This is a genomic window from Pseudomonas sp. PGPR N4 (assembly GCF_059693665.1).
In genome coordinates, this window is sequence record NZ_JCAUKV010000002.1 from 703,381 (window position 1) to 728,593 (window position 25,213).

A 25,213-nucleotide genomic window follows, 5' to 3' on the forward strand; every position below is an offset into this window, starting at 1 on the left:
TCCCGCTCAGTATTTGTTCGATACAAAACACGTATACATCAGTAATTACGGGTGTACCCGGAAATTCACAACCACAAGATACCCTCACCCTTTCTCGCGGAAGTACGCCTGTACAAGCGTACAATAACGCCCGCAAGCTCCCGGGTGGGCGCGACGCAAAACAGCGCGATTTTAGCGAGGTCTTGAGGAGGCTCCCTCAAGTCAGAAATGCCAGGCTGAGTGCTTGCACCTGCGGCGACCAGTTGTGCGTTTCACTCTGGCCGTCACGGCACCATGCGAAGAGGGCGTAGGACAGGCCCTGCGTCAGCATTTCGTGGTCATCCGAATAGCAGCAAGACAGAACCAAAGAAATTTAGAGAATTAAAGCTGTCGCAGCCAGCAACGGCGGGGGCTGGGACGCTCTAACGTGGCATTGGGATTTGGGATAGAAAGCTTATTGGAGCCTCGGGGTGAAGGCCTTCGTCACCGAAATCAAACCGCCAATACCCCACATCATGCCAAGCATCGAGCTTGAATCCGACCTGCGGAAACGTACCGATGTGCTGGAAACCGAGTCGCTCGTGCAGCCCGACACTGCTTTCATTCGGCAAGGCAATGCCGGCATACGCCGAGCGATATCCCAGACGCTTCAGAACTGGCAGCAGCACGTCATAGAGCTGCCGACCAACCCCGCTGCGGCGCTGGTCCTCGGCGACATAGACCGTCACATCCACCGCCCAGCGGTACGCCGCACGCGCCCGGTGCTGACTGGCGTAGGCGTAGCCGACTACCCGCCCCTCATGCACCGCTACCAGATAGGGGTAGGTTTGCAGCGTCGTGGCAAGCCGCTCACGCATCTGCTCCACGCTCGGCACTGCCTCCTCGAATGAGATGGCCGTGTTGAGCACGATGGGCGCGTAGATGATCTGGATCTCTTCTGCATCCTCTGGTCTGGCGACCCGAATCTCGATTCCGCTATGCATCCGGCTGCTCCAAGCTGTTCAGGTGTTCAACTACTTCGTTGACTGTGCTGCGCGCGGTACGGGTGACGCCGATCAACGTAGCCGAGGCCAGGCCGGTCCAGTCGCCATATCCGACCAGCCAGAGGCGCGGCTCGCGAATAGAGCGCCCCCCATCAACCTCGACCCTACCGTAGTCATCCAGCACGTCCAGTGCCTTCAGGTGATCCAGCGCCGGCCGGAATCCAGTACACCAGATCACCGCATCGACCTGGGTTTTCTCACCATTGGGCCAGACGACCCCTTCAGGCGCGAATGAGACAAAAGGCCTTACAGACCGTAGGGCTCCTCGCTCGCGGGCCCGGACCACCGGGGGCACCATGACGATATCGCCAAGCCCGCCGACCGGTGCGTCGATAACACGGCCCTCCTGTTGAGCCTTGAGGCGCTCGGTAGCCCGTTCGAACAGCACCCGGCCATCGACGTCATCAGGCAGAAACGCCGGCTCCTCCGTGGTTACCCACGTTGCGTCGGCGACCTCGGACAGCTCCGCATAGATTTGCGCCCCCGAGTTGCCACCACCAACGACCAGCACCCGCTTTCCTCGGAAAGCCTCTGAAGACTGGTAATTGGCGGAGTGAATTTGCTGCCCCCGGAACAGCTCTATCCCCGGATAAACCGGAATATAGGGCTTGCTCCAAGTCCCCGTTGCGCTGATGACGGCACGGGCTTCCCAGTCGCGGTTCGTCGAGCGAACACGAAGGCCCCGCCCGGTTCGCTCCACCGCCGTGACGCTGACGGGGCGAACGATAGGAAACCCGTAGCGCGCCTCGTACTGTTCCAGATAGCTGACCACGTGATCCCTATCGGGATTACCTTCGGTGACTGGCGGCATCGGCCAGCCCGCGATCGAGCTCCAAGCGGATGGCGAGAACAGCGTCAGCGAGTCCCAGCCATGGCGCCAGGCCCCGCCCGCAGCCTCTTCGGCGTCGAGCAGCAGGAACGACAGCTTGGCCCGCTTGAGAAAATAGGCCACCGTCAGCGCGGACTGCCCGCCGCCAATCACGATGACATCGAGTAGTTCGCCGTCGGTGGCCATGGTCTCTCCTGTCTGGCTCGAGCGCTCAGTCTTCGCCGAATTGATTGATGTAGTTGATGTGCGCAGGCTTCTGAATCGCCCGTGGGCGCAGCTCCTGCACCCATGCGATCGCCTCGCGGCGCGGCATTCCGGATTCGATCAGCAGACGGGCAGCGAACAGCCCGGTGCGGCCGGAGCCGCCCTTGCAGTGGATGGCCAGGGTCTTGTTGGATGCGAGCAAAGCGTCCAACTGGTGGCGGATCTCTCCCAGCCCGGCCTCGAAGTTTTCATCCGGGGCCTGATCATCCTCGATCGGCAGCTGGTGCCACTCCAACCCATACTGCTTGGCCGCGACGCCAAGCTCGCCAACGCCGTTTTCCTGAAGCTCTGTATCCGACATCAGGGTAACCAGCGCCACGGCACCAGCCTGCTTCAGCGTCTCCAGGCTTTCAGCGAGAGCGGTGGCCTGCGTGCCCGGACAAGGCGTAAAAATCAGCGCACCCGGAGTATGGGGCAACGATTTAAATGAGTAAGGATGCGACATGCTCATGACCTCAAATAGACCGAATATTGACTCTCTTGGAGAGTTCTTCCGCCGACTCTTTGCGCTCGGAGTAGCGGTCTACCAAATAGTCCTGGCGATCACGCAGCAGGAGCGTGAACTTGGTCAGTTCCTCCATTACGTCGACTAGTCGATCGTAGAAAGAAGACGGCTTCATGCGCCCGGCTTCATCGAACTCCAGGAAGGCTTTCGGCACCGACGACTGGTTCGGGATGGTAAACATACGCATCCAGCGGCCAAGCACGCGCAGTTGGTTTACCACGTTAAAAGACTGCGAGCCTCCACAAACCTGCATCACGGCGAGGGTCTTGCCCTGGGTTGGGCGAACGGCGCCCATGGCCAGCGGTACCCAATCGATCTGTGCCTTGAAGACAGCACTCATTGAGCCGTGACGCTCGGGCGAGCACCACACCTGGCCTTCGGACCATTGCATCAGCTCGCGGAGTTCCAGCACCTTCTCGTGGGAGTGCGGAGCGTCATCCGGCAGCGGCAGGCCGGAAGGGTCGAAAATACGCGTTTCGGCGCCGAACTCTTCCAGCAGGCGCGCAGCTTCCTGGACCATCAAGCGGCTGAATGAGCGTTCGCGGGTCGATCCGTACAGCAGCAGGATGCGCGGTTTGTGTGTGGAAGGATCCTTCGGCGCCAGCCGCTCCAGCGACGGCAGATCAATCAGTTCTGGTTGGACATTGGGCAGGTGGTCGTTCATTTCGGTCTCCATTGATCCAGGGCCTACAGCGCGCCGATGCGGGCAAGTTCGGCTTTCAGTTCGTCCTGGCTCAGTTGCGAGAAAGGCAGCGCAATGAAGGCGCGCACGCGCTCATCGATCTTCGCAAGTGTTGTCTGGAAGGCTTCTTCGATTTCTGCCTCACTCCCGGTGACCGCCGAAGGGTCGGCCAGGCCCCAGTGGGCTTTGAGCGATGGACCGAAGAAAATCGGGCAGGCTTCGCCGGCAGCGCGGTCGCACACGGTGACAACGATGTCGGGAGGAGAGCTCTCGAAGGCATCCGAGGCCTTGCTTGAAAGACCAGCGGTGGGGATACCGGCGGCTTCCAAGGTTTTCAGTGCCCGCTCATTGACCTTGCCGCTTGGGAAGCTGCCAGAGCTCACAGCTTCCATACCCTCGGGGGCCAGGTGATTGAACAGCGCCTCGGACAGGATGCTGCGGCAGCTGTTGTGGGTGCACATGAACAAGACTTTCATCAGGTATCTCCGGTTCAAAAGCTCAGGCGGATGGCCAATGCGGCCAAGGTGGCAAGCAGGATCGGCAGCGTCAGGACGATGCCGGTGCGGAAGTAGTAACCCCAGGTGATGACGATGTTCTTGCGGGCCAGCACGTGTAGCCACAGCAAGGTGGCCAGGCTGCCGATGGGGGTGATTTTCGGACCGAGGTCACAGCCGATGACGTTGGCGTAGATCATGGCCTCGCGCACGATACCGGTAGCCTCGGCGGAATGGATGGACAAGGCCCCTACCAACACAGTGGGCATGTTGTTCATGACCGACGACAGGCCAGCGGCGAGCAGCCCCGTCCCGAGGGATGCGCCCCAGATCCCGTAGCCGGCGAAGACATTGAGGATCTGCGTCAGGTAGTCGGTAAGGCCGGCGTTACGCAGGCCATAGACCACGAGGTACATGCCAAGCGAGAACACCACGACCTGCCAAGGCGCGTCCTTGAGCACCTTGCGGGTTGAAATCACGTGCCCGCGCGCGGCGATCAGGTAGAGGATTAGCGCACAGGCACCAGCGATGGCGCTGATCGGAACGCCCAGCGGCTCGATGGCGAAGAAGCCGACCAGCAACAGCGCCAGCACCCACCAGCCGGCAACGAACGTAGCCTTGTCGCGGATAGCGGCTTCGGGAGCCTTCAGTTGGTCGAGTTCATAGGTACGCGGCAGGTCCTTGCGGAAGAACCACAGCAGCATTCCCAGGGTGGCGGCAATGCTGACCAGGTTCACCGGCACCATGACCGAGGCGTACTCGCTGAAGCCAATGCCAAAGTAGTCGGCGGAAACGATGTTCACCAGGTTGGACACCACCAGCGGCAAGCTCGCGGTATCGGCGATGAAGCCCGCCGCCATGACGAATGCCAGCGTCGCCGCCGGGGAGAAGCGCAGGGCCAGCAGCATGGCGATGACGATCGGGGTCAGGATCAGTGCCGCACCGTCGTTAGCGAACAGCGCCGAGACGGCGGCGCCCAGCAGGATGATGAAGGCGAACAGCTTGCGGCTGCTGCCATTGCCCCAGCGGGCCACGTGCAATGCCGCCCACTCGAAGAACCCCGCCTCATCCAGCAGCAGGCTGATGATGATGACGGCGATGAAAGTGGCGGTAGCGTTCCAGACGATCTGCCAGACCACGGGAATATCGGACAGGCTCACGACGCCCGCCAGCAGCGCCACGACGGCCCCCAGTGCGGCGCTCCAGCCCACGCCCAGGCCTTTGGGCTGCCAGATGACGAGAACGATCGTCACCAGGAAAATCAAAAATGCGATCAGCATGACTACAACTCAATCAGCGAAGGGAAGTCTCAAGCACAAGCAACAGGGCTCTGTGGCCGCTCGCCCATTTCGGCAAGGCGCAATGCATCGGGGCTCAACCATTCCTGGTTGGCATCGACCACTCCCTTCAGCATCGCGTCCACCCACTGCGGCAGTTCGGGGTGCAGTCGGTAGTACACCCATTGACCCTTGCGGCGATCCATCAGGATTCCAGCCTCGCGCAACTGGGCAAGATGCCGGGAGATCTTCGGCTGGCTCAGCTCCAGCGCGTGGGTAAGTTCGCAGACACAGAGTTCGCCTTCACGGGCGATCAGCAGGGTCATCCGGGCCCGGGTGTCATCAGCCAGGCATTTGAAAACGATGGGGGGAGTCAGTGTTTCCCGCATGTGACCTCCTGGGGAATGCGTGTACGGCCAATATCTGGAAATCCAAATATATGCCCATTCGAATATACGGTAAAGCAGATATTTACAATCGCCTCGCCTTACGGGACGTCATAAAACTGGAAAAAGCCCTCGCTCTGGGCCCTATACTGGCCGTCGATACCATCCCCAGAGTCCCCAATGAACCAGTCTGATATCTCTGTCCGATTGCTTGGTACCGATCAAATCCAAGGCCTGGCTGCGCATCTGACTGCAGCGGGCTTGCCGACCCAAGACCTTTTGCAGCCCGACCGAATGTTCTATTCCTTTCATCGGGGAGAAACGGAGCTGGGATACGGGGGCATTGAAGGAAGTGGTCGGACTCGTCTGATTCGCTCACTGGTTGTCGTACCGGCCCAGCGAAAGTCAGGGATCGGTACACTGCTGCTCAGAGCACTTGAGCGAATAGCGGAAGCTGACGGAGCCCAGAGCCTTCATCTGCTGACCACAACAGCACCCGACTTCTTCGAGGCTCGGGGATATGAGCACAGAGACCGATCCCAAGCCCCAAAGGCAATTTCCAGTTCGGAAGAGTTCAACAGCCTCTGCCCGACGTCTGCGGTCTACATGGTGAAGGAGCTTGGCGACATGAACTCGGTGTCACCACAGGTAACTCGCCTCCACGAACGTCAGTGAGTTCGTTCTCAGGTGTCCCAGAAACGAGTCCTGCGGCCCCCGAAAGATGTCGAACCCTGTGCTGACCCGCCATGAGTCAGTGATGGCGTACTTGAGGCGGCCCCGAAGCATCCAATCATTGCGGGGTTCGGTCCACACCGCGAACAGATCGAGATCCGCCTTGGAGTCGAACAACGGCCTTGCGTAGCGGAGTGTCAGTCCATACTGGTCCCGATCAAGTTCGTTGCTGATCAGAGCCTGAGCTTCTTGCACTTGAGCCATAAGGGGATCGTTGGCGATAGTCGACACCGAGCGCAAATGCCGCCAGAAGCCCTGCAACGATACGGTTTCTCGATCCCCGATGTACCACTCGGCCCCGCCGATTGCCGAAGTGTAGGGCTGCCGGCGTGCTACCGTCGGGTCCGACGATTGCTCGAAGTCCACCCAGGCGATCTCTCCCCGATAGGCCATCTCGCCACGAACGATCGTGAAGTCGCTTCCAATCAGACGCATGCGGGTTGCATGCTGGCCGAGGGTCACGCCAGCCGGCGTGGCACTACGCACTGCGAAGGTAGGGAACAGGTCATGACCATCGATCACGCTGATCGACCAGTCCGCGTCCGAACCCAATACGTCGTACTTCACGGCCACCGTTGGACGAACATCCGGGTCCTGCTCGCGGAAGGTTACGCCAGGCGTCTCTTCCAGAGGTACCTCATTAAAGCGGAACCGGTCGAGCACATGGACCTGCAGCTTCCCCACACCGGCAGCGCAGTCCAGATGCAGCCCCCAGTTGCCTGTACGCTGGTCCGTGGTCTCCGGGGTCAGGCGCCTATAGTTGCTGGGAGACACCTGGTCGGTAGGGTTGATCCCATCGGCCCGGCCCCACATCACCAGCTTCTTGCCCAGCGCAGGGGCGCACAGCGTGTCACTGCTTTTCACATACAACTCGTTGACCCCTGCATCCTCCCGTCTGCCGTCCAACCGCTCGGGGGACGACAGGGCCCAGACCTCGCTGCTGAAAGCCAGGCTCTCGCTGGCTTGCCAGTCGAGTTTGAGCTTGGCGCGATTGGACGAAATCGTGTGACGGTCATCCAGCATCCTGTTCGATGACCAAACCCCTGCCGCGACTTCACCGGTGACTTCAGGCACGTCGGCGAAGGCGCCCACCGAGAAAACCAAGGGCACGACGGCGCCAGCCCACCAGCCGGGGGAAAAAGACCCGCTCATGTCCTCTCCTTAGCGCGAAGCCATGTTGTTAGCCGAGAAGAGGCTGTCGCTCAGCGCCTCACCCACCTTGAAGTTGGAGAAGGTGATGGAAGTGGTGTGACCGCTCTGGAGGTTCTTGCCCTCGGTCTTCATCGGCTGCCACTTGCCGTTGGCGGCATCCACCAGTTGGATATCGGTGAAGGAGAACTGCTTGTATGGCGCCCCGCTGACGTCGGCCGCTTCCACATAGGTGGTAGCGAAGTTGTCCTTGCGGATCCAGGTCATGCGCTTCGCGTAGCCGGAGTTGGTGCGCACGCTGTCCTCGGCGGGCAGCGACTCGATGACGTAATGCTCGACGCCATCACGGGTCTCCTGCCTGACCAGGGTGTGCTTCCAGTCACTGACCTTGTGCCCCATCACGTCGCCGTAGCTGAAGTCGGTTCCGATGAAACTGTCCTTCTTGTTCGAAGCCACCAAGCGGCGGACACGCTTCATCGCCGGCAGGTACACCCACATCTCGTCGTCCTGGGCAGTCCGCTCGACCAGCAAGGTCGTGGTCCCGCGAATATCCGCCGGTGCTTCGAAGCGCACCAGGCGCATGGTGTCCTGCCCGTTGTCCTGAAGCTTTGAGGCCATGTTGGACTTACGGATCCGCTGGCTGCCGTCCTGGGTCTGCAGCACAAACTCGGCATTGGCCTTGGAGGTGCTGAAGCGGGTGACCACCGCGTTGCGCTCCATGATCTCTTTCGCCTCCAGTTCCGCAGACCAGCCGACCTGGGAATACGTCAGGAAGCCGATGGCCGCCAGGATGATCAGCAGTACGGCGCCACGGTCACCGGAACGGCGCTGGAAGATGAAACCAGGTTTGAAGGCCAGGATGGCACTCGGGATCAGGGTCAGGGTTGCAAGAACGCTCGCCAGCATCGCCAGCACGATAAAGGTAGAAAGCCACATATGAACCTTGTAGTCGTAGGAGAACATAAGGACGGCATAACCCCCGGCCACGGCGGTGGCGACGAACAGGCAGGCCTTGCCGGCGGTTTTCATCGCCATTTCCACCGCCTTGGGCAACGCCTTGCCCTGGGCCGTGTATTCGCTGATGCGGTAGATGAGGTAGATCGCGTAGTCGGCGCCGATACCAACCGCCATGGCCGAGATCAGTGAGTTGGGGATGTTCAGAGGCACGCCGAAATAGCCCATGACGCCAAACACCAGCGACAACACCACCAGCAGCGGCGACAGCACCAGCAGGCCGGCGATCACCGAGCGGAACGCGATCACCGACACCGCAAAGATCACGCCGAGGATCTGGACGATGTTGAGCAGCTTGCTGTGCACCATCACATCGGTGACCGCTAGGGTCTGCGCGACCTCACCGCCGAACGACACAGTGACATTGCTGGGGAAATGCTCGCTCGCGACCTGGCGCAGGTCGTTGACCAGGTGATCGATCTCGGCGTTGCTGTTGGTACGCAACATGATCGCGATCTTTGCCCGCCGGTAGTCGTAATCGACGTGGGCCGAGAAGTCCTCCGGATCCCCTGACATCGAGTAGAGGAACAGGTACTGAGCAATCAGCTCGCGGTCATTGGGAAGCGGCATGGCTGCCCCCGTGTCACCCGACGCTGCTTCGTGCATGCGCTGGAGGAAATCGTCGATGGACAGCGTCTTGCCCACGATCGGACGCTTCGCCGCGTCCGCCTGCAGGTAGCGGATCGCATCCAGTACGCGTGGGTCCTTCACCCCGTCCGCTTCGCCGGTGTCGACCATCACATAGAGCACGTTGGTCCCACCGGTTTGGGTGTTCAGCAGATTGTCATCGCGTTGCAGGGGCAGCGAGTCCGAGAAGAAGCTCTTGCTGGAATTATCCACATGCACCAGCGGCCAGCCGGCGACCGCCACGCCGATCAGCACCACAAAACCGCCGAGAATCCAGTGCCGGCTGCGCGGTGTCACCACCAGGTGAGCAATTCGGGCGCTGAGGCGATCCCAGATTCGAGGCTTGGTTTCAGTATCTATCTGCGCGGCCGATGGGGGCTTCAGTCCGGCCCGCACTGCCGGGGTAAAGGTGAACTCCAGGAGCACGGCCGCCAAGATGCCGATGCCGGTGAAGATGCCGAATGCCCGTACGGTTTCCAGCTCGAACACCACCAGCGAAAAGAACCCGAGGGCCGCCACACCGCCAGCGATCACCAGCACTGGGCCCACAGCCGCCAGCGACTGAATCGTCGCCAACCGGTTGGCCACCACAGGGTCCATCTGCTGACCATTCACAAGCTCGATGAAGCGTTCGTAGTAGCGCTTGAGCAACTGCACCGCGTGCCCTGCCGCAACGGCAAGGATCAGGATCGGCGTCGGCGAGTTGAAGATGTCCATTGGCACCTTCATCAACCCCATGATCCCCACGCCCCAGACTACCGACAGCAGCGCCGTCACCAGCGGCAGAACAAGCCCCTGGCGAGTCCGGAACGCTTCGTAGTGCAGCAGGCCGATGACCAGTACCGCGATCGGGAACAGCCAGTTGATCCGGTCGGCGAAGACTTCAGCCTGATGCAGGAATACCGGGTTGCCACTCAGGGATATCTCGATGCCCGGCGTATTCTCCTGGCTCAGGATCTGGCGAACATCGGACAGCATTGCGCCGAAGCCGTTAGGGTTCTCCTTGAGCTCCAGCATGATCGTAGCGGTGCGCCAGTCACTGGAGATCACCGTGTCCCGGTACACCGGGTTGGCGTTGATCGCCGCCTTCAGCTCCTCGATTTGCGCCGCGCTGGACGGCAACTGGTCACCCAGCAGCGGTTTGGCCTCAAAACCGTCAGCGTTGCCGCGGATACTCTTGGCCTGCCGCGATGACAGGCTGAGCAGCGTCTGCTTAGTGACCGACGGAGCCGCATAGAGCTTGTCGGTGATGCGCTTCACCGCCTCCAGCACTTGGGGCTGCAGGGCGTCGCCCTGGGTCGGTGTCAGACCGATCACCACCAGGTACTTCGAGCCGAAGATCTTCTCGATAGTATTGGTCGCCTTGATGTATGGGTGGCTCTGCGGTACCACGGCAGCCGGGTTGATGATGACCTGCTGTTTGGCGGCAAAGAACGCAAAGAACGCCGACAGCACCAGCACGATGGCGATAACCCACCGCCGATGGTCCACCACCCACGTCACGTACCGTTCCAGGGGCAGCGAGCTCTTCAGCCCGCTCGTATGAACAGAATCTACCGCTGCGGTTTTCGATATTTGCGTCATGGTCAGGCATCAGCACGTGAAGGAAGGGTTGGGGCAACATCGCTTTCGTTCTGGGGAGCGATTTGTGCTTTGAGGATGTGTTTCTGGACCTTCGCCGAGGCGGTATAAGGGAACGCATCCACGACGGTGCACTGAGTCGGGCACCAGCCATCGAAGGCTTGCGCCAGGGCCGTCTGCAGTTCAGCAACAACGGTGGTGGGCTCGGCATCGGGAGCCGCGACCCAGGCCAGTACGCTGCGACCGCTTCCTGTCTCGCAGATCACCAGAGCCGCGTCCGCGACACCCGGTACCAGTCTGGCCCGGTACTCGACCAGGGCAGAACTGAGGGGCGTCCCACCGACCAGCAGCGAGTCGCTCAGCCGATCGCTGACATCGAGCCGCGCATCGGCCTGAAGGGTTGCGAAGTCGCCGGTCGCCAGCCAATCGTCCTGCTCGGCGCCAACGGCTACCCAGTGTCCCCGTACCATGAGTTCGCCGGCGCCTTCGGCCACGCACGCCGCGTCATCACCTCGTACCGCCAGCTCGATGCCGAATACAGGCTGGCCATGTCCCAGCGCAGCCGCGCTGCTATCGAACCGTTCGATGGTGGCCAGCGGCGAGGTCTCGGTCATGCCCCAGGCGTGACACACCTCGACACCCAGTTGCTCCTGAATGAAATGCGCCACCTCGAACGGCAGGCGAGTTCCCCCAACCACAGTCCGGCGCAGGGTGCTGAAACGTTGCCCTGTGGCTTGCATGTAGCGAGCAAGCGCCAGCCAGTGAGCCGATACTGCGCCCAGCACGGTGACCCGATGTTCTTCGACCCACTGGAACCATTGGGCCGGATCACGGGTTGGTGGAACCAGGATCAGCTCGGCGCCCACCATCGGGCATACGAACGGAGCGCCCCATGCGCTGGCATGGAAGTTTTGCATCAGCGGCATGACCCGGTCGGCGCCGGTCAGGCCCATCGCGTCCGGCAAGGCGCAAGCCCAGGTGTGCAGCAGCGTCGAACGGTGCGTGTACTCGACGACTTTCGGCGTGCCGGTGGTGCCGGACGAGTAACAAACATGGGAAAGGGTGTCCTCCGGAAACTGTGCCGACACATAGCCGACAGCCCCCTCGGCATTGCGATGAGTCATCGCCCGCACCGCAGATCCTGGCAGCAGCCCGTGAAAAGCCTGAACCACGCCGGCCGTAGCGGCGTCATGCAGCATCAGTTTCGGACGTATCCGTTGCAGGAAGAGCCCCAAGTCTTCGGGGCTATGCTGGGGGTTCAGCAGGTGAGTGACCACTCCTTGGTCGAGTGCCCCGTAGAGCCAGGCCATCTGATCGAGCGAGCTCAGGCCAAAGCTGACGAGCGCATCACCTGGCCGGAACCCGAGGGCATGGAGTTGCGCGGCGCAATCACGAGCGGTATCGGCAAGATCCGCGTAGTTCTGGCGTTCGACAGCGCCGTCGAGAGCGATGGACGTTACTTTCACTGCGGCGTGCACCCTTGCCGCATGCTTGAGCACATCATGGATATGGAGCGGGAGAGTTTTCACTCTCGCGGTCGGGTATTGCACGGGATTAGCAGAGATAGTGTTCATGCGGCCATGGTAGAAATCGCCGCGCTTTGCCCACAATGGAACCGATGTACCATGGCGCCCTGCCACGCCAACTGCTCGGTTCAGGCGAATTGCAGATAGGCCTGAGTCAGTTCATGACGGGGCCGCTCGAATACCTCCCGCGCTTTGCCGCACTCGATCAGCCTTCCCACGCCCTCGACCTTCCAGAACACCGCCACCTGATCGGCAACCCGGCGGGCCTGACTCAGGCTGTGGGTGACCAGAACGATGGTTCGCCGCTGGGACAGGCTTGAGATGAGCGCCTCGATGGTTTGCGTCGAGATAGGGTCGAGGGCGCTGCAGGGCTCGTCCATCAGCAGCACCTCGGGCCCGAGTACCAGCGCCCTGGCCAGGCACAAGCGCTGCTGCTGCCCGCCAGACAGCGCCAGCGCCGGGCCATCGAGGCGATCATGTACCTCATCCCACAGGCCCACCTCTTTGAGCGCGGCCTCGATCCGCGCATCGATCTCGTCCCGCGCCTTGATTCCATGCTGCCGCAGCGCGAACTCAAGGTTCTTGCGAATGGAGAAGGGAAACGGATTGGGCCGCTGGAACAGCATCCCGACCTGGCGGCGCAACTGGGTCGGGTCCTTCAACAGGCGCTTGTCATCCATCCAGCTGAAGCTGATCGAACCTGATACCGAGCACTCGGGAACCAGGTCGTTGAGGCGGTTCAGGCAGTGCAGCAAGCTGGACTTACCGCAGCCGGAAGGACCGATCAGGGCCGTGACCGAGTTTCGCGGTACCCGCAGGTTCACCCCCTCGACCACCACCCGCTTGCCATAGCTCACCGACAGGTCCTGAATCTCGATATACCCTTCGGCTGCGGTATTCAGGTGCGTAACGGTGCCAGCGACGCTGGGGATGGCTCGCACCGAGGATTCGAGCGTTGCCGCCCCGGTCTTGTTGGTCATCGTCAATAACTCCCTGTCGTTGTGCCAGTCATGCGCCGCTGCATCCACCGGGTCAGGGCATGCACTGCGAAACTGAGCAGTGCCAGGAGCAGAAGAAGCGCGAGGGCCGATCCATAGGCGTTCGGCGTGCCGCCGGGTACGTTGGTGGCCAGATCGTAGATATGCACCGAGACACTGCGCCCCGAGTCGAGCAGTGACTCCGGCATCCGGTCCGAATAACCGCTGGTGAACAGCAATACCGCCGTTTCCGCCAGTGCTCTGGTCAGCGCCAACACGATCCCGGCGCAAATGCCCGGTAGCGCCACCGGCACCATCACCCGCAACAGCACGGCTTGCCGAGACAACCCGAGTGCCGCGCCACCCGCGCGATGAGCCATGGCCGCCGCTTCCAGCGAAAACGCCAGCGAGCGGGCTAGGGTTGGAAGGATCATGCAGGCTAGGGTCAGGCCTCCGGCCAGAATGGAATAGCCCAACCCCAACTGACGACAGAACAGGCTGAGACCGAAGAGCCCGAACACCACGGACGGTACGCCGGCCAAGATGTCGAGGCTGCAGCGCACAACCGTTGCTGGCCAGCCGCCTGGCTTGAAACCTTCGGTCAGCATCACCGCTACACCGAACGACAGCGGCAGCGCGGCCGCCAGGCTGACTAGCACGATGCCTAGCGTCGAAACCAGAATCGGCGCAATACCGCCGCCACGGCCCGCATCCACTGGACTGGACGATAGAAACTCCCAACTCAGAACCTGAACGCCCTTGCCGAACACCGTCAGCAACGGCCACAGCAGCATTGAGATCGCCCCGAGCGCCAGGCCGTAGAGCAATGCCGTCCAGGCCAACTCCTTGAGTCGGGCCAAGGGGATCCGCCTCATACCCCCATCTCCCGTTGACGTCGGCCAACCCACTCGCCTGCTGCCACCAGCACGCTGACAAGCAGCAACATCAGCAAGCCAGCCACAAACAGCGAAGCCCGGTGATCGCCCATGGCGTAGGGCATCTCCAGAGCGATGTTGGCCGTCAGCGCCCGTACGGGCGCGAACAACGAAGTAGGGACCTGCACGATATTGCCGCAGACCATTAGGACCACCATGGTTTCCCCGATGGCCCTGGCCGCGCCGAGTACCATGGCAGAGAAAATGCCTTGCCTCGCCGCCGGCACGACAATGCGCAGCAGGGTCTGATTCTCGGAAACACCCAGTGCCGCAGCGCCCTGCACATAGGCGAACGGTACCGTCTGGATGGCTGATTGGGTCAGGACGGTAATGGTCGGAATGATCATCAGGGCCACCACCAGGACACCGGCCAGCAGGCTGGCTCCGGGAGGGCTCCACTGGTTGATGATCGGCACGATGGCACTCACGCCCCAGAGGCCGTAGACCACCGTCGGCACCGCCGCACTGAGTTCCACCAGATTACGCATCAACCGCGCCAGCCCGGTGGGTGCCTTGAACGTGGTGACCAGCGATATCGCCAGGCTCAACGGCGTCGCCACAAGCAGCGCCCCGACCGTCAGGTAGAGGCTGGCCACGACCATCGGCGTCATATTGAAACTGGCATCCCTCGGCCACCAGCCTTCGTCGGTGAAGAACCGGGTGAAGCCTCCCTTGCTGATCAAGGGGAGCGCCTCACCCAGGAGAAACGCGACGATCAAGAACACGATCGCCGCCCCGAGCAAGGCCAGCATGGTCATTGCCGACCAGAACGCCCATCCGCGCAGCGCCGACGGCGGCGGTGAGATCGACTCAACGATAGGTAGTGTCATGAAGCGGCCCTGGCCAGCAACGCCGGCCGTTATTTCACGACCGGGATGAAGTACATCCGCGTGACGAAGTCCTCGGCCTGCTTCGATTGCGCATAGGCCACGAAGTCCTGGACCTGCTCATTCAGCGGCGTCTTGTAGACCAGGTTCAGGTCACGGCTGATCGCGTACTGCCCCGAGGCCACGGAAGCGGTCGAAGGAACTTGGTCGCCCATTGGGATCAGGCGAATGGCTGCACCTTGCCCAGCTTCGTATTCAGCCGAGCCGATGGAGACATAGCCCACAGCGGCAGGAGATCCGGCAACGGTCTGAATGCCTTGCTGGTTGTCGCCGATGATGACGTGGGCCTTGATGTCCTTGTAGGGAATGCCGAAGAAACTGCTGAAGATCTCCAGCGTGGAGCGGCCTTCCGCCTTGCTCACCACAGTGATCGGTGCATCGTCACCACCCACTTCCTTCCAGTTGGTGATTTGGCCGGTATAGATACCGATGACCTGCTCCTTGCTCAGCCCTGCAATCGAGTTGCTCTTGTTTACGATCATGCCAAGACCGTCCTTGGCGATCAGAGCATGCTCAAGGTCCTGCTCATCGGGCTTGAGGTCGCGAGACACCATGCCAAGTACGGCGGTACCGCTGCGCACATCCATGATGCCTCGCGCACTTCCGCCCGCCTGCACCTCGATGCGAACGCCCGGATGCTCTTGCTCGTAGGCCTTGGCCAGCTCGCTGATCAGTGGCGCGATAGTGCTGGCACCGACGACGCTGACGCGTATCGACTTAGTCTCCGCTTTCGGCTCTGCCTCGCGATTGCAGCCGGACAGGCAGAGCATCGCCCCCAGCATCCACAGCGCAGGCACACCAATGTGCCGGGCTGCCCAGGTTCTTGTTTTCATTTTGTACCCCAGCCTCTTCCATGAAACGCACCAGATGACCGCTGCGTCGTTATCTGACCCAGAGTAGGGGTCAATGAACCTGGTTTGAATAGAAGCTATGTACTATGGCCGCGCGCCATCATCCTCCCGACAATTCCCGCGGCAAGGGACTGCCCTTGAAGCCTAATGGGAGGATAAGAAATGCAAGAAGCATCTGCCGGCAATCAGCCAACTTCGCACGCCCCGATCGACCTTCGCTCCGTCAGCCGCCGCGAAGTGCTCGGCACCGAGCACAACAAGAGCGACGGCTACTTCAACCTGCTGGCTTACATCGCCTCGAACGCGATCGCAGGCGAGATCATGGCGGTCGAGAACTACTCGGAAATGGTCCCGCTGATGCCGGATACCGAGAGCAAGATCGAGACCGTCAAGCAGGCTCACGAAGAGTCCAAACACATCCAGATGCTGGCCAGCCTGGGCAAGCGCCACGACTACAACGTCATGCGCGAGATCGTCGAACCGCAGTGGTTCAACATCCGCCGGCACTTCAGCACCGCCGTACAAAACAAGGACTTGGCGGCCTGCCTGGTGATCCAGGACCTGATGACCGAAACCATGGCCATCGTGCTGTACCGCACCTTGGTGCGTCAGGGCGACCCGGATACCGCAGCACTGGCGAACAAGATCCTCGACGACGAGCTGGAGCACTTGGAAATCGGCCTGGCGCGTATTCGCAGCCTAATTGCCAAAGACCCTGAAGGCGTCCACGAAAGCCTCAAGTGGGCACACCATCGCGTCATGCCAGAGCTTTTCAGCATGGTGAGCACTAGCTGCCACTTCCTCTGTGATCGCCTGAATATCGATTGTGGTGCTCTCACGCTGGGCGACCTGAAAACTGACATTGACGAAATCCGCATCGAGGCACTGGACACCTATGTTGAGACCCTCGACAAGGCCGACTTCGACCCGGTGGTAACCGCCGCCTTGATCGAGTCGATGCAGTCCTACGGCGGTACCCCGTCCTTGAACGCAGGGCTGGCCAACGCCTAAGCGTTGTTCCAGTCCGCCCATCAGTACCGGCGGAGCTTGTATGTCCGATAACACGACCTTAGCGCAGGGTGTTCGCGCCTTCTTCGAGTTCCTGCTCATGGATGGTGCCCTGCTCATTGGGCTTTTCCTGCTGGTCACCTGGTCCGTGGTTATGCTGCAGCAGAAGATGCCCTTTCAGGCGACCCAAGGCTCGCTACTTGGCTCATCTGGCTGGCGTTCAGCTTTTGCCGCCAGCGTGGGCGGCGTGATCACCCCGTTCTGCTCGTGCTCAACCATTCCCGTACTGAGCGGCATGCTGAGGGCGGGGGTGGGTTTCGTTCCGAGCTTCGCCTTTCTGGTGGCGTCCCCGGTGGTCAACGAAGGCGTCTTCATCCTGCTGTTCCTGACCGTCGGATTCATTCCTGGGGCGGTGTTCATCATCGCCGGCCTCGCCCTGACTTCGGCGGCCGGCGTGATCGCAGGCCGCCTGGGGATGGCCAGGCACGTCACCATCACCCCGGCACCACAGAGCAGCGCAACCTTCCTGGGGCAGAAAGTCGCGGCCTGGCCGGGCTGGCAACCGGCAAGCCGCTTCGCCTGGCTGGCCGCCAAACAGGAACTGCGCACCGTCGCGCCGTACCTGCTGGTCGGCCTGCTAATCGGCGGCCTGATCTATGGCGCAGTGCCGAAGGACATGCTGATGGGGCTTGTCGATCGTTGGCCGGCCGCCTGGCTCTACCTCGCCTGCGCACTGGTGGGCGTGCCCCTCTACATCTCCCCGATCGCTGCACTGCCTATCGGTTTCGCGTTGATCGAGAAGGGCTTCCCAGTCGGGCCGCTTGTGACTTTCCTGGTCGCAGCGATAGGCACCAGCCCGCCCGAAGTGATGCTGCTGTTCAGGCTTTTCAGACTCCCGTTGGTGATAGCCCACACCCTGACCGTCGTTCTCTGCGCTTTGGCGCTGGGCTTGGCCGTCACTCTCGTGCTGTAACCACTCAATCAAGAGGGACAAGACATGTTCGGTTTCTTCAACAAAGCCTCGGACGCAGATATCGCCCAGGTCAAACGCGCACTGGGCAACGAAGCTGTAGTAGTGCTCTCCGCCAGTTGCTGCATGCCAGGTACCAATGAGGTCGATGAACAGATCGAGAAAGCCGCACAGGCAGCTCTGGCTGCGGTCAAGCTCGATTGGCCGGTGCTGACTGTCACCGTGACGAAAGCACAAACCATCCTGCCGAAAATTACCTCCGAGCTAAATGCAGCAGAAGGGGCACTAGCCCAGCAGGTCTCCGAGCTATTCATGGCCCACGGCCTGAGTGCATTCCCGATCGTTATCGTGGACCAGAAGCTGATGTCCTACGGCGGGGTTCCCGATCAAGCAATGATCCAGGACGCATTGCCCAACTCCACGGCGCCCAGCGTGGCGAGCGGAGGAGCCCGATGAATACGCCTCTGCAGACCGCACGCCATGGAGGGCGTGTTTTCCTAACTGGCGGTACCGGCTTTTTGGGAGCCCTAATGGCCGCCCAAATGCTCAGCGATGGATGGGCGGATCATCTGGTCTTGCCATCCCGTCGTGAAGTGCAAACCGGCAGCATTCCGGAAGAAGTCCAGCGAGAGCTACTCGCCCTGAGCAAAAACCCGGACGATTTTTCCGGCCAGATCACGACGGTTCACTGGCAAGGCGCCGAAACTGCCACGGTAGAGCTGCTGGAAAACACCCTGCGCGCGGGCAAGGTGGACACTATCGTTCACTGCGCCGGGTGCCTGGACTACTTCGACAACGACGCCCTCCAAGCGATGAACGTCGACTTCACCCAAAGGCTGGCTATCGCGGCCAAGCGTGCGGGGGTGAGTTTCTTCATTTTCGTATCCACCGCCTACTCGGCGGGCTACTCCGGTGCTCGAGTACCAGAAACCTCGCTGAGTGAGCCTCCGAAGGACCCGACCAATTACACCCTGACTAAGCGCGCAGCCGAGCGGGTTGTAGCTGAATGCGGCATTCCGTTCCTCGTCGTCCGCCCGTCGATCGTCATCGGCAGCTCGGTGGACGGACGCTACAGCGGTAAGCGCTACGGCCTGTATCAACAATGGATGGGCATCGAACGACTGCTGTCGGACCGGCACCACTCCGAGCTGCACACCGTCGCCACTGACCAGGCACTCAACCTGCTGCATCAGGACGTGTTCCAAGCCAGTGTCTCCAGTATCTTCCGCTGGGTACCTGCGGGGGAGTACGTCAACCTGGTTGTAGACGACGAGACTAGCCCGTCCATGCGCGACCTCTGGCGACTCTTCTGCGAAGTCACCCGGCCCAACACGGTGATCTTCTACGACAGCCTGAAAGACGTTGATCTCAAGGCCATCAACATTCGCCAGCGCGGCTATCTGACCTTCGCCCAGACGAACTTGGAAATCGGCGCCTACCCATGGGCGTTCGATCGCCAATGGCTGCGGAGCCTGCGCGAGCATGGATTGCACTTCACCGAAACCACGATGGAAACACTGAAGGTGTGCCAGGACCGGTTCGTTCGATCATCACAACCCATTCAGCGCTATCTAGAACGCTTCGGCGAGGTTCTGCCCGCCCACACCGAGTACCGTCATTATCTGGACACCCAGGACATAGCCGCAAATGAACATGCTTGATACCGCAGCCATTAGGCTGGAGCCGTGGCAGCGGGAGTTGATGCATATCGCATCATTGGTGAGTAAAGACCTCGACCACCATGCGAGTGTTACAGATTCGCCCCGCACGCTATGGTGGGGCGGCGGTTACTCCGACCTTCTCCCCCTTTGTGCCGATGGCTTAAGCGGTGAACTGCTGATTGCCGACAACGAATCGCGGAGCCTGCGCAAAAGCACGGCGTTGGTCGCCAAGGCTAGCGCAGTTCGACTGATGGCGCTCTCAGATCTGTCCCGCGATGCTGGTGTGATAGAGACGTTACTGCAAGGCGCGGTACTCCGTGACATCGACGGCTACCTAGCCCTGGAAGAAAAGCTGCGCTTTGGGATAGAGCGCTCTCCAGCCGTCCAGTCGGGATGGGCTAGCCGGATCGTAATGGACTTCGCTCTCAACCGTGTCGGTGCTGAAAGCGAGCAACAACTGATGTCCGAAACCTTCCGCGCGCTCAGTCTCAGCGGGTCCGTCCTTTGCGCGGTACTGGTGAGTGACGAGCTATTGAATTCGCTGCACTCCGTACGCTCCGCACCTGCTGGGGCGCCGCTAAGGATTCCATCTGAGCAAGCAGTCATCAGCGCGTTCGAACGTGCAGGCTTCCACGGGATTACCCTTCATTGGTCGGCAACGGCAGCGGAAGCTATCGACAGGATCGGCGATGCGGAAATCCGGATGTGCACAGTCCAGGCATATAAGGGAAAGCAAGGGCCTTGCTGGGAGCTCGGTCAGGCCGTCATGTACCGAGGCCCCTGGAGCGAAGTCCGCGATGACGATAACCATGTGTATAAGCGCGGGGAGCGAGTGGCGGTCTGTGCGAAAACCTATGACCTCATGATGAGGCCCCCTTATCAGGGCTCCTTCCTCGGGCTGCGCAGCGTGAACGAGCCGCCATTGGCCGAGGCGGTTTTGTTTGACTGCAATACACCGGCACTGAGGGACCCGAAAGTGACTAAAGGACTGTTGCCGTTTGAGGGTGCCCAGGCGACCGCCTGCTGTTCATCTGTAAGTGGATGTTGCTAGATCAAGCCCCATCAATGGCATTTGTCGCGGAGGTATCCGTTTCTCCATATAATCGTGAAAAATATGCTGATCAGGAGCCTGACCTCAGGCTTCTGATGCGCTATGACAGCACGGAGAGCGGAACATGGAAAAGGTCAAAAACGGCTGGGAAGTGCTTGCTGAAAGCATAGAATCGCCACCCTTGGCTGACCTTGATGTGGATTGCGTTGCTGTCGGTACCGCCTCGGTAAATGGCCCGGCAGTTCACTTCGAGCAGTTGCTCTTCATGCAGGGCGAAATCCATGAGGAACCAGAAACCCTGCAGAGCCATTGCGCTTCCCTCGTAGCCCTCTGGGCTGCCGTCCGAGCACCATCATTGATCGACCTAGGAAAATGCACCTGCATAGGCCGCCGCCTGCTACTGCAGGAACCAACCTTGGGCAGGCGTTTCGCAATCGATGCGACCCCGATCAGCGAGAGCCACTTGCTGTTCGCCGTAATCAGTTCCACAAAGCGCTGGAGCGACGTAGAACGCGTCAAAGTCATCGTGGCTGACCTGGTGCGGCAAGCCAACGGTCTGCACTCATCAGAAACTCCTGCCTACGTGCCCCCGCCAAGCCAAGAAATTGAAGAGCTGGACTGGTACCAGTTCACCGCCCGAGAGCTTGAAATATTGAAGCTAGTAGCCAGTGGAATAAGCAATAAGCAAATTGCCCGGCAGCTGGGTTCGAGCCCAAATACGGTACGCAATCAGATTCATGCGCTTTTTCGAAAAGCCAAGGTGACTAATCGAACTGAGTTAGCTCTACGTGTGACTGCTGCCATTTAAGTTCCCTCAACATTGAAGGTCTTTTCATCGGTGCCAGGCAAGATCTAGCCGTCTTAAGTGGTTCCAAAGCCCGCCCTGATAAGCGAATATCAGGAGGCACACCGTCGAAGATAAGCACGCGATCTGTATCACAGGTTAGTCTTTGAGCATCTGCTCAGCTATGCCACTGCAGTGTTGGAAAAGCGCTGATATCAAGATTTCGAGCTTACTCGCATCATAGGTGCCTGACTGAATGGCTTCGGCGGTCGTGTTGTAAAATGCCTTGGCGTAGCTGTCCTTGAAGTCGAGCGATCCCTGATAAATTTTCAATGACTCTTTGTAGTTCGTCCATGTGACCTGCGGAGGAGGACGCCCCTCCAGCTTAAGGTCTAGATAGCATTCGATAGCCGCGGCGCATCCGTTGATATCAGCGTTAGCAATCCCACCCGGCCCTTTTGCCGGAAAATTACGTAATCCATCCAGATCAGGTAGAACCATCGCTCTCATATTCGCTGGGAATTTGAAGCGATCAAGCAGGTTCCGGTAGGTCTCAATCCCTTCGGCATCATTGTCGAATAGGAAAATCACGCGATTGTGTACGTCGATCTTTACCAACCCTTCAGCGAATTTGGATAGGTTACCCGTACCGGAGAAGGGGTGACGCTCCTCTATGTCGATAAAGCGGAAAAAATCCTCGACATCTGGCCGCAACAGCGATAACGCGCGTTTTAAGATGTGGGTATCAGACGTGCCCTCAGTCGCAATCAGATAAGTCTGAGTTCGACGCGCATTGGCCACAAAATACTCGTTTTTAGCCCACCCTGCATGGACGAAGCTTCCGTAGTCCCAAACGACATCTTCGTCCAGATTGGCGGGATTTTCTGCGAGAATTCGGAGGACTGCATATGGGCTCAAGAACCCGATTAGGGAGCCAAAATGGCTGCGCTCGGAATACCCTCCGTGATCTCGGTCATAATCCCCACTGGGTAGGAGAGGGACCGCTGGATCACCGGCAAAAATGCCTCGTCCCTGAGCATGTGCGGCATCGTAGTCTTCTACGTAATCATTCTTAAGATCGCGTAGGGCATGCATTTTGATGAAGTCGACAAACTGCTCGAACGTTAAACGCTCCGGTCGCGGGTCATGGGGGTCATAGTCGTTGAATTGCTCGCCGTCGAGCGAGACCTGCATTTCATATTCCGATTTGACCGTCCCCAGCGTGTAACCGAGCAGCTCCAGCCGCGAAACCATGGAGCCGAGCGTTCGGCAGAAACACGATTCTCGTTGCTCAAGATCTTCGGCGCTGTGTGCGCAGTTGTAATTGATACCGGGGTGACGACGATACCGACGGTCACAATCCTGATACAGCATGCCATGGTCTACGCCCATGAAACCTGTGTTGTAGGTGAGATCAATATCGCCCACAGACAGCGTGATTGGTGTGCTCATGCAGATCACAGTTCCCGAATTAGCTCTGTAAGGTTGTCTTGTTAGAGGCAGTTTTTTCGAACCTAATTGTGTCGAACCGTACGCGCTCCAGCGTAGGCGTTTACGGGGCACTTCATCCTCTGGCTTACTCAGATATCGCCCTTCAACTGACAGAGTGAAATGCAAGGGTTCTCGATCTGCGAAGCCATGGATGAGTTACCTGCGGGGCAGGATTGTGGCGCGAGTGCAGGCCGCCCCAGCGGCCCGCTTCCACAGGATTAGGCTTGGTGGATTTCGACGGTCAGGTGCCGAACTTCGTGAACCGGCAACAGCCGCTCACGAATACTTTCAACACTGGTGTCGGGTTTGCCAATAACGCTGACGATAGCTGCGTGGGCGTCGGGGCCTACGCGCCAAACGTGCAGATCGCAAATGCGGACGTCACCCGGTTGCTCAATGAACTCGCGGATTTCCTGCGCTACATGATCATCAGTTTTGTCCAGAAGGACGCCCGCAGTCACTTTCATCAGGTTCCAAGACCAGCGCCCAATAACAACGGCGCCGACGATGCCCATCACAGGGTCGAGCCAGACCCAACCGAGGTATTTGCCCGCCAGCAGTGCGACGATCGCCAGGACCGAGGTCAGTGCATCGGCCAGCACATGCACATAGGCCGATCGCAGATTGTTGTCGCCGTGCCCGTGGCCATGATCGTGGTGGTGGTCGTGGTCGTGGTCGTGGTCGTGGCCGTGGCCGTGGCCGTGGCCGTGGCCGTGGCCCAGCAGCAACGCACTCACGATGTTCACCAGCAAGCCAACTACCGCGATACCAATCGCCATGCTGAATTGCACTTCATTCGGTTGGAACAAGCGGACGACCGACTCAGCACCCACTGCCAGGGCAACGAGTCCCAGAATCAGCGCCGAAGCAAACCCACCCAGATCACCGACCTTGCCCGTACCAAAACTGAATCGTGAGTTGGTAGCGTGTCGCTTGGCGTATGCGTATGCAGCGGCCGCGATGCCGAGCGCACCAGCGTGTGTGGCCATGTGGAAGCCGTCGGCGAGAAGGGCCATCGATCCGGTTATGTAGCCCGCGGCAATCTCGCCCACCATCATCACAACGGTCAGCAACACCACCCAGAGCGTGCGCTTCGCATTCTCTTCATGGGAGGCACCGAGAAAAACATGGTCATGGGTGGTTGCTGTCGTGCTCATACCTAGGATGTCCGAAGTCATTTTGAGTACCGCTGAATGGCTTCCAGGAGTTCTTCCACGCCCTTGCTGCGCTCTTCGTCAGTAAGTGACGGGGCAGCCACGTGCTCCCTGGCGTGATCCTTGATGATCTCGTCCAGCAAACCATTCATCGCTCCACGGGCCGATGCCACCAGTAGCAGGGTCTTGGCGCAGTCCTCTTCTTCCTGAAGGGCTTTTTCAATTGCCTGCATCTGCCCAGCAATGCGTTTGACGCGCTTGAGCAGCGCCTCTTTGTTCGATGCAAGATGGCCCATACCATCCCCCCCTATGTATATTTGCGCTGAGATTGGCATACCCCCCTCCCCTATACAAGAGGCCATTAATCAGCAGGCGATTTTTGAGACAGGGGGGGATGACTGCCGAACGTACCAGCCGTCATCCGGAGGAGCGTTAGATAGAGCCATCCTTTACTCTAACCGGGGTGTCAGTCGTGAGCGTGGCCATGGCCCGCGCTATCGTTCGATACCTCAGTCGGCATCGCCGCATGCGACGAGCAGGCCGAGAAGACCGAGTACAGCGATCGTACGTAGCAGTTTGACGGTCACGTCGTAGGTTACACAGTGGTGAGATCAAAGGATTCATAGGTCGAGGCTCACTTCTTCAACGTTCTGGTCACATTGGCTTCGGGTCTGCTGGTCGCTAGGGGAGTGCAGCACCGGACGCTCGAAAGCCTGGTACTCGCTGACGGGGCGGTTCTGGCTGCCTATCTGCTGCGCGAGCCACTCATGTTCGGCTTTTTTTGGGTGTTTGTGCCGGCAGCTCTGGTGCTCGCGATCAAAGGCCCCGAACTGTTCGGGTTACTGCCCGTTGCACTCTGTGCTGCTGGCAACTCTCGAAGTGGCCTGTTCGAGCAAGCAGCCCAACTAGAGCCGTTCGCCATCCTCGCACTGTCGGCTGCCGCCTTGGCGCCTCTTCTCGGTTTGACTCTTTTCTGGGCCCCATTGCCGTTTAAGGTCTTGCCTGTCACTCGGTGGAGCTATTGGTTCTACCCCGGCCACCTTGTGGCGCTGCTGGGCATTTGCAACTTGATGTAGGGTCGGCTTGGTTTTGAGCACTGGCATCCTCACGGTCCAGAACGCCAGCCCTCAAGTTCGGGCGGTCTTAATGGCAGTGACGCTCGCCCGTTTTGTGATTGGTGTGGCAACCCTTGGAGTCGGTTCCGCCGCTGTGCGCGAAGGCAGCCACCGAGGAGAACGATAGAACTGCAGCAATCACGAGGGAAACGATTTTCATAAGGCTATTCCATGCTTGGTTGCTGTAGTGGCCAATTGCCTTGCAAGCATAGGTCTATAAGCTCGGTCCAACAAATCCGTC

26 protein-coding genes are annotated in these 25,213 nt (G+C 59.9%); 8 read left to right on the plus strand and 18 right to left on the minus strand.

All coding sequences use genetic code 11. The features are described from left to right. Positions 1-401: 401 nt before the first annotated feature. From AC58X1_RS12850 to AC58X1_RS12880, 7 genes are read right to left on the minus strand one after another with little or no spacing between them, the layout of a single operon-like run. The gene (locus AC58X1_RS12850) at positions 402-962 is read right to left on the minus strand and encodes an arsinothricin resistance N-acetyltransferase ArsN1 family B (RefSeq protein ID WP_497428929.1); all 561 of its coding nucleotides are present in this window, start codon (positions 960-962) and stop codon (positions 402-404) included. Continuing rightward, positions 955-2,037: an ArsO family NAD(P)H-dependent flavin-containing monooxygenase gene (locus AC58X1_RS12855; protein ID WP_497428930.1), complete on the minus strand. Its 1,083-nt coding sequence runs from the start codon at positions 2,035-2,037 to the stop codon at positions 955-957. Before AC58X1_RS12855 ends, AC58X1_RS12850 begins: the two co-directional genes overlap by 8 nt. A 25-nt stretch (positions 2,038-2,062) precedes the next feature. Further along, the gene (locus AC58X1_RS12860; RefSeq protein ID WP_497428931.1) at positions 2,063-2,566 is read right to left on the minus strand and encodes a cyclin-dependent kinase inhibitor 3 family protein; all 504 of its coding nucleotides are present in this window, start codon (positions 2,564-2,566) and stop codon (positions 2,063-2,065) included. A 4-nt stretch (positions 2,567-2,570) separates the two neighbouring features. Further along, the gene (gene arsH / locus AC58X1_RS12865) at positions 2,571-3,284 is read right to left on the minus strand and encodes an arsenical resistance protein ArsH (RefSeq protein ID WP_497428932.1); all 714 of its coding nucleotides are present in this window, start codon (positions 3,282-3,284) and stop codon (positions 2,571-2,573) included. A 23-nt stretch (positions 3,285-3,307) separates the two neighbouring features. Continuing rightward, entirely contained in the window at positions 3,308-3,778 is a 471-nt protein-coding gene (locus AC58X1_RS12870; RefSeq protein ID WP_031324193.1) for an arsenate reductase ArsC, read from the minus strand. Positions 3,779-3,792: 14 nt separating this feature from the next. After that, positions 3,793-5,076, minus strand: coding sequence for an arsenic transporter (locus AC58X1_RS12875; RefSeq protein WP_497428933.1), 1,284 nt, complete (start codon positions 5,074-5,076; stop codon positions 3,793-3,795). Between the two features lie 29 nt (positions 5,077-5,105). Further along, the gene (locus AC58X1_RS12880) at positions 5,106-5,462 is read right to left on the minus strand and encodes a metalloregulator ArsR/SmtB family transcription factor (protein WP_049695271.1); all 357 of its coding nucleotides are present in this window, start codon (positions 5,460-5,462) and stop codon (positions 5,106-5,108) included. A gap of 177 nt (positions 5,463-5,639) precedes the next feature. Here AC58X1_RS12880 and arsN2 point away from each other — a divergent pair, with 177 nt between their 5' ends. Next, positions 5,640-6,134 (plus strand): arsenic resistance N-acetyltransferase ArsN2, encoded by a 495-nt coding sequence (gene arsN2, locus AC58X1_RS12885; RefSeq protein ID WP_497428934.1) that lies wholly within the window; start codon positions 5,640-5,642, stop codon positions 6,132-6,134. Here the strand turns inward: arsN2 and AC58X1_RS12890 are convergent. The 7 genes from AC58X1_RS12890 to AC58X1_RS12920 form a co-directional block, all read right to left on the minus strand. After that, the gene (locus tag AC58X1_RS12890; RefSeq protein WP_497428935.1) at positions 6,099-7,343 is read right to left on the minus strand and encodes a hypothetical protein; all 1,245 of its coding nucleotides are present in this window, start codon (positions 7,341-7,343) and stop codon (positions 6,099-6,101) included. The two genes, arsN2 and AC58X1_RS12890, sit on opposite strands and share 36 nt — an antisense overlap. A gap of 9 nt (positions 7,344-7,352) precedes the next feature. Next, the gene (locus AC58X1_RS12895; protein WP_497428936.1) at positions 7,353-10,484 is read right to left on the minus strand and encodes an outer membrane lipoprotein-sorting protein; all 3,132 of its coding nucleotides are present in this window, start codon (positions 10,482-10,484) and stop codon (positions 7,353-7,355) included. A gap of 83 nt (positions 10,485-10,567) precedes the next feature. Further along, complete coding sequence (locus tag AC58X1_RS12900) at positions 10,568-12,028, minus strand: AMP-binding protein (protein ID WP_497428937.1); 1,461 nt, start codon at positions 12,026-12,028, stop codon at positions 10,568-10,570. A gap of 188 nt (positions 12,029-12,216) precedes the next feature. Next, positions 12,217-13,068 carry a phosphate ABC transporter ATP-binding protein gene (locus AC58X1_RS12905; protein WP_497428938.1) on the minus strand — a complete coding sequence of 284 codons (852 nt, stop codon included), beginning with the start codon at positions 13,066-13,068 and terminating at the stop codon, positions 12,217-12,219. Between the two features lie 2 nt (positions 13,069-13,070). Then, entirely contained in the window at positions 13,071-13,925 is an 855-nt protein-coding gene (gene pstA, locus AC58X1_RS12910) for a phosphate ABC transporter permease PstA (protein ID WP_497428939.1), read from the minus strand. 11 nt (positions 13,926-13,936) lie between these two features. Further along, the gene (gene pstC, locus AC58X1_RS12915; protein WP_497428940.1) at positions 13,937-14,830 is read right to left on the minus strand and encodes a phosphate ABC transporter permease subunit PstC; all 894 of its coding nucleotides are present in this window, start codon (positions 14,828-14,830) and stop codon (positions 13,937-13,939) included. Positions 14,831-14,859: 29 nt separating this feature from the next. Then, positions 14,860-15,720, minus strand: a complete 861-nt coding sequence (locus AC58X1_RS12920) for a phosphate ABC transporter substrate-binding protein (protein ID WP_497428941.1) — start codon at positions 15,718-15,720, stop codon at positions 14,860-14,862. Positions 15,721-15,900: 180 nt separating this feature from the next. On the opposite strand from AC58X1_RS12920, the gene AC58X1_RS12925 reads away from it, so the two are divergent. The 6 genes from AC58X1_RS12925 (at position 15,901) to AC58X1_RS12950 (ending at position 21,236) form a co-directional block, all read left to right on the plus strand. Beyond that, positions 15,901-16,749, plus strand: a complete 849-nt coding sequence (locus tag AC58X1_RS12925) for a ferritin-like fold-containing protein (protein ID WP_497428942.1) — start codon at positions 15,901-15,903, stop codon at positions 16,747-16,749. Between the two features lie 40 nt (positions 16,750-16,789). Next, positions 16,790-17,719, plus strand: coding sequence for a permease (locus AC58X1_RS12930; protein ID WP_497428943.1), 930 nt, complete (start codon positions 16,790-16,792; stop codon positions 17,717-17,719). Between the two features lie 24 nt (positions 17,720-17,743). After that, positions 17,744-18,172, plus strand: coding sequence for a hypothetical protein (locus AC58X1_RS12935; protein WP_497428944.1), 429 nt, complete (start codon positions 17,744-17,746; stop codon positions 18,170-18,172). Further along, positions 18,169-19,377 carry an SDR family oxidoreductase gene (locus AC58X1_RS12940; RefSeq protein WP_497428945.1) on the plus strand — a complete coding sequence of 403 codons (1,209 nt, stop codon included), beginning with the start codon at positions 18,169-18,171 and terminating at the stop codon, positions 19,375-19,377. Before AC58X1_RS12935 ends, AC58X1_RS12940 begins: the two co-directional genes overlap by 4 nt. Beyond that, positions 19,364-20,428 carry a DUF8838 domain-containing protein gene (locus tag AC58X1_RS12945; protein WP_150570307.1) on the plus strand — a complete coding sequence of 355 codons (1,065 nt, stop codon included), beginning with the start codon at positions 19,364-19,366 and terminating at the stop codon, positions 20,426-20,428. The genes AC58X1_RS12940 and AC58X1_RS12945 overlap by 14 nt, the downstream gene beginning before the upstream one ends. 124 nt (positions 20,429-20,552) lie before the next feature. Continuing rightward, positions 20,553-21,236, plus strand: a complete 684-nt coding sequence (locus AC58X1_RS12950) for a helix-turn-helix transcriptional regulator (RefSeq protein WP_150570306.1) — start codon at positions 20,553-20,555, stop codon at positions 21,234-21,236. A gap of 135 nt (positions 21,237-21,371) precedes the next feature. Here the strand turns inward: AC58X1_RS12950 and AC58X1_RS12955 are convergent, their stop codons facing one another. From AC58X1_RS12955 to AC58X1_RS12965, 3 genes are all read right to left on the minus strand, one after another. Beyond that, positions 21,372-22,664: a HEPN/Toprim-associated domain-containing protein gene (locus AC58X1_RS12955; protein ID WP_150570305.1), complete on the minus strand. Its 1,293-nt coding sequence runs from the start codon at positions 22,662-22,664 to the stop codon at positions 21,372-21,374. A gap of 257 nt (positions 22,665-22,921) precedes the next feature. Then, complete coding sequence (gene dmeF / locus AC58X1_RS12960) at positions 22,922-23,881, minus strand: CDF family Co(II)/Ni(II) efflux transporter DmeF (RefSeq protein ID WP_497428946.1); 960 nt, start codon at positions 23,879-23,881, stop codon at positions 22,922-22,924. Next, positions 23,878-24,153, minus strand: coding sequence for a metal/formaldehyde-sensitive transcriptional repressor (locus AC58X1_RS12965; RefSeq protein ID WP_150570303.1), 276 nt, complete (start codon positions 24,151-24,153; stop codon positions 23,878-23,880). The genes dmeF and AC58X1_RS12965 overlap by 4 nt, the downstream gene beginning before the upstream one ends. A gap of 354 nt (positions 24,154-24,507) precedes the next feature. Here AC58X1_RS12965 and AC58X1_RS12970 point away from each other — a divergent pair, with 354 nt between their 5' ends. Beyond that, a complete protein-coding gene (locus tag AC58X1_RS12970; protein ID WP_497428973.1) occupies positions 24,508-24,933 on the plus strand; it encodes a TraX family protein in 426 nt (141 codons plus the stop codon). A gap of 67 nt (positions 24,934-25,000) precedes the next feature. On the opposite strand, the gene AC58X1_RS12975 is transcribed toward AC58X1_RS12970, so the two are convergent. Continuing rightward, complete coding sequence (locus AC58X1_RS12975; RefSeq protein ID WP_150570302.1) at positions 25,001-25,132, minus strand: YHYH domain-containing protein; 132 nt, start codon at positions 25,130-25,132, stop codon at positions 25,001-25,003. Between the last annotated feature and the right edge of the window lie 81 nt (positions 25,133-25,213).